Here is a 9,842-nt window from a genome sequence, read left to right as displayed (position 1 = left end):
GTCGCAATCCACACCAGGCCAGAAGGCCCTCACCCATTTCAAGATCCCTCAACCGAGACCTGCATCACCCGTCCACAACCTCCCCGGACAGAACAACTAGGCCGCAGCGGGCCTTCGTTTCTGTCTCATTCATCGGCGTCCAGGCCCGTTCACATGAGGACCTCATCAGGGATGAACCGCTACGCCGAACCAGGCTGAACGGTCGTGGACTGTCACGGTTGGCCCGCTCACATGCACCAACAGACTCGGAAAGCGTGCAGGATCACGACAGTTCTGTGATTACTTGAACACGCGGAAACCTGCCGAAGCTGTCAGGCACTCGGGGGACGGCGACCCCGGAACTGGGGAACTTGGCCTCGTCCTCCGTGCGCAACGCGCGGGGGACATCGCTCTCAGCCGTCCGGTCTGCGTGGCCCGGGAGTGGACGGATTACGTCTGGGATTCGTGGGAAGGTCCCGTCCCGCGAGAGGAATGGCGCGTGTTCTGAGTAAGTGGAGCGGAGGACCTACGACGTTCCGACTGCTGCACATGATCCGGACGGCCAGAGGTCACGTAGTCGTAGTACTCGTCGCCGACGAAACCGAGATTGACCCAGCGGTCGGCGATCGCCCCGAACTCGCGCTCGGCCAGGGTGATGGCTTCCTCCGGAGTCGCCACGGTGGCGATCTTTTTGCCCCATGTCTCGTCGTCCGGGTCGAGCGGTAGCTGTTCGGTGATGTCACGGAAGGTGTCGGAGGGGATGTCCTCCACCTCCTGCAGATAGACCCCGACGCCGGCACGGCCAGGGCTGAGCGCGATCCAACGAACGCCACGCCGGCCGCCCCGCTCCACCGGGCCGAGGAACTGCTCAATCTCCTTGCCTCGACGCAACGCTCCCAGCGCGAACATAGGCGTGAGATGCCGTACCAACGCGACTCCTCTCTGGCTGCCCCAGTAGACGCCGCACGGTCTTCGGAGGCGCACCAGAGATCAGGTATCACCGTGACAGGCCTGGGAGCCAGGTGTCGACACGCGCCCGCGCGTGCCACAGCCGTGCCACACCGGGCGGTCAACCACGGTCAACGACGGGGCACCGTGGTCGCGATGACCGGCTGAGCTGGGCAGTTCCAAAGCCGCTGTGACCCGCGGGCCCTCCACGACCCTGACCACCAGGCCTACAAGGCAGATGTTCAGAGCGCGCACAATTCCGTTGAGGGGTCAGTGCTCGGGCTTGGGCGGCCGCTGCATCAGTGCGGCGGCAGCCTCGTCGAGGGTGACTTTTTCGTTGAGCAGGTCGCGGATGATCTCCGAGATCGGCATCTCGACGCCGTATGCGTGAGCCAGGTCGAGGACCGCTTCGGCGGACTTGACGCCCTCGGTGGTCTGTCGGGTGGCGGCCGCTGCCTGTTCCACGCTGAGGCCCCGGCCGAGGTGAGTTCCGAAGGTGCGGTTGCGGGAGAGCGGGGAGGAGCAGGTGGCCACCAGGTCACCCAGGCCGGCCATACCGGCCAGAGTGGCCGGGCGGGCGCCCATAGCCGTGGCCAGCCGGGTGGTCTCGGCAAGCCCGCGGGTGATGAGCATGGCCGCGGCGTTGTCGCCGAAACCCATACCTGAGGCGATGCCGGCCGCGAGGCCGATGACGTTCTTCACCGCACCGCCCAGCTCGCAACCGATCACATCGGTGCTGGTGTAGGGCCGGAAGGAGGGGGCGTGGCACGCCTGCTGGAAGCGACGGGCGGCGTCCTCGTCCGGGCAGGCGATGGTGGCGGCAGCGGGCTGTCCTGCCATGATCTCGGGAGCGAGGTTCGGGCCCGAGAGCACCGCGACCCGGTCCGCGCTCACGCCGGTCACCTCGGTGATGACCTGACTCGCCCGCAGGCCGCTGCCCCGCTCGATGCCCTTCATCAGCGACACGATCACGGTGTCGGACCCGATGTACGGCGCCCAGGAGGCGAGACTGGCCCGGAGTGATTGCGCAGGGATGGAGAGCACGAGGAAGTCCGCACCGCCTAGAGCGGTGGCCGGATCGGTCGTCGCGGTCACACGGGCCGGCAGCTCAACGTCCGGGAAGTACCCAGGATTGCGGTGAACCGTATTGATCCCGTCCGCGATCTCGCCGCGGCGGGCGTGCACGATGACGTCGGTGCCGGCGTCAGCCATGACCTTGGCGACGGCGGTGCCCCAAGAACCAGCCGAGAACACTGCCGCTCGGACGGGACGGTGCTGGGGCACTGCGGGTCCTCTCGTTGTACGTGGGCTTACAGCCGGCCCCGCGGCCGGGCCGGGTCAGCCTATCGACCGGGCCGGGCACCACAGAGGCGTACTCCTCCGCCATCGCCCGCAAAGGATGCCAGTTCTCAGCGCCTGCTCCCGTCGCGGCCGGCACCAACGCCAGGAGACGACCGCGGAGCCGGGAAGCCGAAGACCAGCTGAGTGGGACGTACGTCTGCGGTAAGGGCGGAGCGGCATGAGCCGCGAGGGAGGACAAGCGTGCTTGCCGGGCAGATACGCGTCCCGCGTCTTCGGGGCGGCGCAGCGGACAGCCTGCCAGAAGGGCGAGATGCACATCGGAATCGTCAGAGTGATGCTGAAAGGAGAACGTCCATCCGATACCAACAGGAGCACATGATGGACGCAGTCAAAGCGGAGCTGTACGCAAGGGACCTGGCCGAGGCGGACTGGGTCACGAGCAGCTACTCCAACCGGTGGGACAAGACGTGTGTGGAGGTGGCGGACCTCGGCGGCGGAGCGGTCGCGGTCCGCGATTCTCAGAACAGGGAACTGCCGCCGCTGCGATTCACCGCAGAGGAGTGGGCGGCGTTTCGACTGGGCGTGCGTGACGGCGAATTCGGCTGAGGACGTCGGCGCGGAGTCGTAGCCGGCCAACCGTGGTTGCCGCGGTACACCGCTCGGCTCCGCCGCAATCCCGGCGCACCATGCTCGGCGTCGCCCGGACGCACAACCTGGCCCTCGCCAGAGGCAAGCGGCGCCGACCACACGGCCCACCACATCCCAGACCGGCGCTGCCGGAGGGTGAGCGCAATAGGGAGGCGAGGCGCCCGGTCGCGCGGATACGCTGCGAGCGGTCATGCGTCGTCCAGCGGCCCAGGACTCCGTACGCGGGTTCGCCCCGATGCGGAACCCCGGTTCGAATCCGGGCGCTGACCACCCCGGGAGTTCATACCTTCGAACAGGCGGGCGCGCGGCCCACGTCGCCCGGCGTCAACGCCACGCGGGCGAGGGCCCGAACGTATGCTGCCGCCCATGGCGCGATTCGACGAGGTCAAGGCGGCGTTCTGGGGCGACGGCGACTACGGCGTCCAGTCGCCGTTGACCGACGAGGCGGTGCGGGATGCCGAGTGCGTGCTCGGTGTGACTCTGCCCGCCGCCCTGCTCGACCTTCTGCGGCTTCGCAACGGTGGCAGCGCCGCCGCGGGCCACAACGCGTTCCCCACCGGCCGGCCCACCTCATGGAGTGAGGACCACGTTCCCTTCGCGGACGTGATGGGCATCGGCCGACGCGAAGGGATGCTCTCGTTGCTCGACACCCCGTACCTGGTCGCGGAGTGGCAGCTGCCGTCGCCGATCGTGCTGCTCTGCGGCGACGGGCACTACTGGATCGGGCTCGACTACCGAACGTGCGGCCCGGACGGTGAGCCGTCGGTCACCTGGTTCGACGCCGAACTCGGCACGGAACTCGCGCTGGCCGGAACCTTCCGGGCGTTCGTCGAGGGCCTCACCTCGGACGGCGCTTTCGGCGACGGCCCGGACAGCGGTCCCGTGGCGGCCGGATGACCCCGGCCTTCGGGCCTGTCCGCCTGCGGCGCGCCCCGGCGCCGCAACTCCCGGCGCCGCAACTCCCGCGCGGCTACGCCGAGGTCTGGGCCGGGGGCTGGTTCCAGGAGCGCAGTTTGTCGGGGTTGAGGACGACCCAGACCTGACCGACGCGGTGCTCGGCGACGTCCAGGGTGACGACGGCCGCCACCTGGTGGTCGTAGCGGGCGACGAGGCCCGTGCGGCCGTTGACGGGGTGGGTGGTCAGCGTGGTGCGCGGGCAGCGGGCCAGGACGGTCAGCAGGGTGCGGGCGACCTGCCGGCTGCCGTGCACGGGCCGGGTCGGCGTCCGCACCTTGCCGCCGCCGTCGAAGTAGGCCGTGGCGTCCGGACTCAGCAGTGATGCCATCAGGTCGGCGTCACCGGTGAGGCAGGCCTGGCGGACGGCGCGGGCCAGGGCGTCGTGCTGCTGCGGCGAGGTGGGGCGAGCGCGCCGCAACCGCAGGCGGCCGCGGGCCCGGTCGGCGAGTTCGGCGCACTCGCGCTCGGAGCGTCCCACGATCTCCGCGTCCGTTCCGGGGGTCGTGGCCCAGGCGTCGTCGGACTCGAACGCCGCCCGCTCGGCCGAGGACAGGGAGGCCAGCAGGTCCAGCAGGACCCGGCTCACCTCGTCTCCGTCCGCCGGCACGGAGGCGGGGAACCCGATCGTTCGGGTCCTCTCGGCGGCCCCCGTCACGCGGGCGGGATCCTCGGCCCTGCCGGACTGGATCTGACCGCCGCGGGAGATCCTGCCGACGGTCTGCGCGAGCCACGACCGCGGCGCCGCGATGCGCCGGCGCTCCCCCTCCGGCAGCCCGCACCACCGGCGGTAGGCCTCGTCGACGACGCTCTCCGCCTCACCGCGGCCGCCCGACATGCGGTCGGCGACATCGAGCAGATAACGGCGCTCGTTGAGCAGCTCCGCGATCGGCACCGCGTCGGCGTGGTCCATACGGCATCCTCTCCTCTCACTCCCGAAACACTTCGTACACGAACTTTCGTATACGAATATATACTGGACTCCGCGCCGCGCTCACAGGGGGCCCGGTGACACAGCACTCAGGGAGAGGCCACCGTGACCGACATCCCCCGTGGCCTGACGGAGGCTCCCCTTCACCTGCTCAGGCGGGCGCTCCAGGCCTATACCGCCCAGTGGCAGCGCCTGAGCCCCCAGGTCACACCGCCGCAGGCCGCCGTCCTCCTCGCCTTGCGGGAGAGGCCCACGATCACCCAGACCCACGTGGGCGAACTCACGGGAATCGACACGGCGACCCTCACGCCGCTGCTGCGCTCGCTGGAAGAGCGCGGGTTCCTCAGCCGCCGCGTCGACGAGGGCAACAGGCGCCGAAAGCTCCTGGAGCTCACGGAACAGGGCGCGGCACTCGTGACGACGGTCGAGGCGCTGGCGGCGCGGACGGACGACATCATGCTCGCCGGCCTGTCCCCCGAGCAGCGCCGCGCGCTGATGACGGCACTGGCCACCCTGGCCTCGCTGACGGAATCCTGAAGTCCTCCCGCGCCCGCGGGCGGGCTCCGTGAGCACCGTCCGCGGGCCGGTACGGGTCGGCCCCCACGGCGGACGCGCGCGCCTCGTCGGCGGCGGTGCCGAGGGAAGCCGGCGCTCACCACCAGGAGGTGGGATAGACCTCGCGCCGCAGCCGGGCGGAGACCATCTGCACCGCTACGAGCAGCACCGCACCGGCGGCCAGCAGGGGCACGAAGCGGGTGACCGGCGGGTCGGTGAGCATGATCATCACGGCGGTCGCCATGGCCGGCGGGTGGGCCGCCTTGAGCACGAGTACGACCCCGCAGGCGATGCCGCTGCCCACGACGGCGGCCCAGGGGCCGTGCCAGCCGAGGGCGAGCACCAGGAAGCAGACGAGGCAGGAGAGCATGTGGCCGCCGATGACGTGGCGGGGCTGGGCGAGGGGCGATTCGGGGGTGGCGGTGACGATCGCCATGGTGGCCGCGAGCGGCGGTACGAGGACCGTCTGGTGCGTGAGCGCCCCCAGGGCCACCAGCAGCGCCAGGCCGGCCGACGTCGTGACGGCCGCCGCCGCGATCGTGCGCGGGGGCAGCCGCGGCCGATCCCGTTTCCACCGGCGCTTCGACGTCGGCTTCGCCGGGCGGGAGGCCGCGACGTCCTCGGCCACGCCCGGCGCTTCAGCGGCCATGGAGGGGACCGGTCTCGGGACCGCCCCGCGGGGCGCGGAACCCCGGGGCGCACGGAATCAGCATGGGGACTCCTCGGGATCATCCCCGTATCCGGCCCACGGCGGCTCTTCCGTGACGACGGGGATCACGCCCTCGATCGTGGCGTCGGCGCGCGGCACCTGTCCAAGACCACGTCCTTATCGCTTGATCGACGACCTCTATCGAAGCGGCCCGGGCCGGCCGCTCCGGCCCGGCCGCCCCTCAGCGAGGACGACAGTCGCTACCGGACCGCCCGGACCTTGGTGATCAGCAGGCCGCCGAGGAGCGTGACGAGCGCGGTCCCGAGGTAGAGGCCGGTGTAGCCGCCGAGGTGGGCGATGACGGGGGCGGCGACGGCCGGGGCGAGGACCTGGGGACCCGAGTTGGCGATGTTGATGACGCCGAGGTCCTTGGCGCGGTCCTGGGCGGCCGGGAGCACCTGGGTGACCAGGGCCTGGTCCACGGCCAGGTAGATGCCGAACCCGGCACCGAGCACCGCGGCGGCGATCATGGCCGCGGCCCAGGTGTGGACGCAGGCCAGCAGGACCGCGGCGGCGGCCATGACGACGGCGCAGGCCCGGACGAAGCCCTTGCGCCGGCCCGCCCGGTCGGAGAGCACGCCGACCGGGACGGCGGTGAGGGCGGCGCACAGGGTGTAGATCAGGGTGAGGACCAGCACGCCGCTGTCGGGGTCGTCCAGGCGGACCGAGTCGGTGAGGTAGTAGAGCAGGTACAGGGTGCCCATCGCGTTGCCCAGGTTGATCAGGAAGCGGGTCAGCCAGGCCCAGCCGAAGTCCGGGTGGCGGCGCGGGCTCACCCACAGTCCGGCGGCGAGCCGCCGCGGGTCGAAGGGCGGACGTGACGTGCGGGGCAGCGGGGGTTCCCCGAAGCGGAGGACGAAGGGCAGCGCGAGGGCGACGGTCAGCAGGGCGATCGTGGCATAGCCGGAGGAGACCCCGGTCACCAGCGTGGTCGTGACGACGGCGCCGATGACGAGGCCGAGGGACTGCGTGATGCCGGTCCATCCGGAGACCTCGGCGCGCTGGGCGACCGGCACCTGGTCGGCGACCGGCGTGGTGACCCCGGCGAGCATGGCGTTGAGCCCGGCCTGCGCGAGGCACCAGCCCACGGCGACGCCGAGCACCGTGTGCTGGGCGGAGGTGACGAGCAGCCCGGCGGCGCCGGCCAGCGCGCCGCCGACGATCCACGGTCGGCGGCGTCCGAAGCGCGAGACCGTGCGGTCGGACAGGGCCCCGGCCAGGGGGTTGGCGACCATCGCCACCAGGGCGCCGGCTCCGGTCACCCAGGACAGCGCCGTGTGCTTCCCGGCCGGATCGATGTGTTCCAGCTGCAGCGGCAGCAGGATCTGGATGGGAGTCATGAAGGCCATGAAGACGGCCAGGGTGGCCAGGCTCAGCAGGGCGGTCCAGGCCGGCCGCACCCGGGTGACCGGCTCGGCCGACACGGCGTCCGGTGTGACGCCCGACGTGCCCTCCGCCGTGCCCTCCGACGTGCCGTCCGGCGTGTCCTGGGCGTCCTCACCGGTGTGGCGCATGCCGTTCCCCCCGCAGCACCCGAGAACATGAGGGCATCTCATGTTCCGCGCGAGTGTAGTGCCGGGCCGGCGGGGCGCCAAGGGATCCGGACGGATCAGGACGCGGCGCGGCGCGCCTGCGCTATGTGCTCCCGGTACCAGTGGTACGAGGCCTTGGGCGTGCGCCGCTGGGTCGCGTAGTCGACGTGGACGAGGCCGAATCGCTGGTGGTAGCCCTCGGCCCACTCGAAGTTGTCCAGCAGCGACCAGGTCAGGTAGCCGCGGACGTCGACCCCCCGGGCGTACGCGGTCTCGACGGCCTCGATGTGGGTGCGCAGGTAGTCGATGCGGGCCTCGTCCCGGATCTCGCCGTCGCCGGCCGGCAGATCGGCCTGGGAGCAGCCGTTCTCGGTGATCCAGACGGGCGGGAGCGCCGCGCCGTAGCGCGCGTCGAGGCCGGTGAGCAGTTCCGTGAGGCCGTCCGGCACCACCGGCCAGCCGAAGGCGGTGCGCGGGTAAGAGCGCCCGGGGACGGCCGCGTCCGGATCCAGGAGGTCGAACGGCAGGCCGGTCTCCGCCGTGGGTGCCGCGATCCAGGTGGGGTTGTAGTAGTTGACGCCCAGTCCGTCGAGGGGTGCGGCGAGTACCGCGAGGTCGCCCTCGCGGACCACGCCGCCCCATGTCGGGTCGGTCAGGCCGTACGCGGACAGGTCGGGGTAGCCGCCGAGCAGCAGCGGGTCGGTGAACAGCCGGTTGTGCAGGGCGTCGTAGGCGGAGGCAGCGGCGTGGTCGGCGTCCGTGGCCCCCTCGGGCGTCCGTACGGGGGTGCAGTTGTTGGCGATCAGCACCTGTGCGGGGGCGGCGGCGTGCGCGCGCAGCGCGGCGGTGGCGAGTCCGTGCCCGAGCAGTTGGTGGTGGGCGACGGGCAGCGCCTCCAGCATCAGGGCGCGGCCGGGGGCGTGGGTGCCGAAGGCGTAGCCGAAGACCATGTGGACGAAGGGCTCGTTGAGGGTGATCCAGCGGGTGACGCGATCGCCGAGGCGTTCGGCGACGACGGCCGCGTACGCGGCGAAGTGCCGGGCCGTGTCCCGGTTCAGCCAGCCGCCCTCGTCCTCCAGGGCCTGCGGGAGGTCCCAGTGGAAGAGCGTCGGCGTGGGGGTGATGCCGGCCGCGAGCAGTTCGTCCACCAGGCGGTCGTAGAAGCCGAGTCCGCGCGGTTCGACGCGGCCCCTGCCCTCCGGCAGGACGCGCGGCCAGGAGATCGAGAAGCGGTACGCGTCGAGGCCGAGGTCCTTCATCAGCGCCACGTCCTCGGTGTGGCGGTGGTAGTGGTCGCAGGCGACCTCCCCGGTGTGGCCGGCGCGGATCGCGCCGGACCGGGCGCTGAAGGTGTCCCAGACGGACGCCCCCTTGCCGTCCTCGGCGACGGCGCCCTCGATCTGGTAGGCGGCGGTGGAGGCGCCCCAGCTGAAGGAGGCGGGAAGCGGGGACATCGGGGATTCCTCTCCTCTGCCGAACGCAGGAACATGAGGATTGCTCATGTTGAGTTTCGCCAACCTACACCCGATCCGGCAGAGTGGGACCATGCAGGCATCCCCGAACTCCTCCGGTCCGCTCCGCCGCCGCCCTGTGCAGCAGCGCAGCCGGGAACGTTTCGACCGGATCCTGGACGCCTGCGCGCATCTGCTGGACGAGGTCGGCCACACGGCGCTCACCACCAAGGAGGTGGCGAGGCGCGCGGAGGTCCCGATCGGCACGCTGTACCAGTTCTTCCCCGGTGTCGACGGAGTTCTCGGCGCGCTGGCCGAACGCAACCTGCGGCACTTCGCCGACCGCCTCGCCCGGAGGGTGGAGGCCGAACGGCCCCCGAGCGTCGCGGCGATGGTGGACCTGGCGATCGAGGAGTACGTCGCGATGCGCCGCGCCGTCCCGGGGTTCGGCGTGGTGGACTTCGGGGCGGTCGGACGCGAGGACCCCCGCAGCGTCCACCTCCTCGACGGGGTGCTGGAGAACAACGCGGCCGTCGCCGAGCGGCTCTGGTTCCTCGTCGGCGACCTGCTGGGCGAAGGCGACTCCGATCAGGCGGCAGCCCGCGTTCGGCTCCATGTCGCGCTGGAGTCCGCCGACGCGGTCCTGCGGCTCGCCTTCCGCCGGGATCCCGAGGGGGATCCGGTCCTCATCGCCGAGTGCAAGCGGCTGCTCCGCGGTTACCTCGGCGGCTGACGGACACGCCGGAGCCCCGTGGTGCCGTCGGGGGCGTCACGGGGCTCCGGTCGATGACCCGCCGGGGTCAGCCCTTGCGGGCGGTGACCTCCTCGGTCAG

The 9,842-nt window shown here is 71.4% G+C and carries 10 protein-coding genes; 4 read left to right on the top strand and 6 right to left on the bottom strand.

Annotated elements, in window-relative coordinates:
* Positions 1-429: 429 nt before the first annotated feature.
* Positions 430-888, bottom strand: a complete 459-nt coding sequence (locus AB0F62_RS41710; RefSeq protein ID WP_361811808.1) for a hypothetical protein — start codon at positions 886-888, stop codon at positions 430-432.
* A gap of 309 nt (positions 889-1,197) precedes the next feature.
* Positions 1,198-2,211: an NAD(P)H-dependent glycerol-3-phosphate dehydrogenase gene (locus AB0F62_RS41705; protein ID WP_361811805.1), complete on the bottom strand. Its 1,014-nt coding sequence runs from the start codon at positions 2,209-2,211 to the stop codon at positions 1,198-1,200.
* A 396-nt stretch (positions 2,212-2,607) separates the two neighbouring features.
* On the opposite strand from AB0F62_RS41705, the gene AB0F62_RS41700 reads away from it, so the two are divergent.
* Both AB0F62_RS41700 and AB0F62_RS41695 read left to right on the top strand, forming a co-directional pair.
* Positions 2,608-2,835 (top strand): DUF397 domain-containing protein, encoded by a 228-nt coding sequence (locus AB0F62_RS41700; RefSeq protein ID WP_361811802.1) that lies wholly within the window; start codon positions 2,608-2,610, stop codon positions 2,833-2,835.
* Positions 2,836-3,243: 408 nt separating this feature from the next.
* Positions 3,244-3,774, top strand: a complete 531-nt coding sequence (locus AB0F62_RS41695) for an SMI1/KNR4 family protein (protein WP_361811799.1) — start codon at positions 3,244-3,246, stop codon at positions 3,772-3,774.
* Between the two features lie 73 nt (positions 3,775-3,847).
* Here AB0F62_RS41695 and AB0F62_RS41690 read toward each other — a convergent pair whose 3' ends face one another.
* Complete coding sequence (locus AB0F62_RS41690) at positions 3,848-4,744, bottom strand: RNA polymerase subunit sigma (protein WP_361811796.1); 897 nt, start codon at positions 4,742-4,744, stop codon at positions 3,848-3,850.
* Positions 4,745-4,867: 123 nt separating this feature from the next.
* On the opposite strand from AB0F62_RS41690, the gene AB0F62_RS41685 reads away from it, so the two are divergent.
* The gene (locus AB0F62_RS41685) at positions 4,868-5,299 is read left to right on the top strand and encodes a MarR family transcriptional regulator (RefSeq protein ID WP_361811793.1); all 432 of its coding nucleotides are present in this window, start codon (positions 4,868-4,870) and stop codon (positions 5,297-5,299) included.
* 115 nt (positions 5,300-5,414) lie between these two features.
* Here the strand turns inward: AB0F62_RS41685 and AB0F62_RS41680 are convergent, their stop codons facing one another.
* The 3 genes from AB0F62_RS41680 to AB0F62_RS41670 form a co-directional block, all read right to left on the bottom strand.
* Positions 5,415-5,966: an HPP family protein gene (locus AB0F62_RS41680; protein ID WP_361811790.1), complete on the bottom strand. Its 552-nt coding sequence runs from the start codon at positions 5,964-5,966 to the stop codon at positions 5,415-5,417.
* Between the two features lie 260 nt (positions 5,967-6,226).
* Entirely contained in the window at positions 6,227-7,540 is a 1,314-nt protein-coding gene (locus tag AB0F62_RS41675) for an MFS transporter (RefSeq protein WP_361811787.1), read from the bottom strand.
* Between the two features lie 95 nt (positions 7,541-7,635).
* Entirely contained in the window at positions 7,636-9,012 is a 1,377-nt protein-coding gene (locus AB0F62_RS41670; RefSeq protein ID WP_361811785.1) for a GH1 family beta-glucosidase, read from the bottom strand.
* Positions 9,013-9,103: 91 nt separating this feature from the next.
* Between AB0F62_RS41670 and AB0F62_RS41665 the strand changes: the two genes are divergently transcribed.
* Complete coding sequence (locus AB0F62_RS41665; RefSeq protein WP_361811782.1) at positions 9,104-9,742, top strand: TetR/AcrR family transcriptional regulator; 639 nt, start codon at positions 9,104-9,106, stop codon at positions 9,740-9,742.
* Positions 9,743-9,842: the final 100 nt, after the last annotated feature.

Source organism: Streptomyces sp. NPDC026673, from assembly GCF_040638135.1.
GTDB lineage: Bacteria > Actinomycetota > Actinomycetes > Streptomycetales > Streptomycetaceae > Actinacidiphila.
The sequence above is the reverse complement of the archived record's forward strand: the minus strand, read 5'-3'. Positions and strand labels throughout refer to the sequence as shown.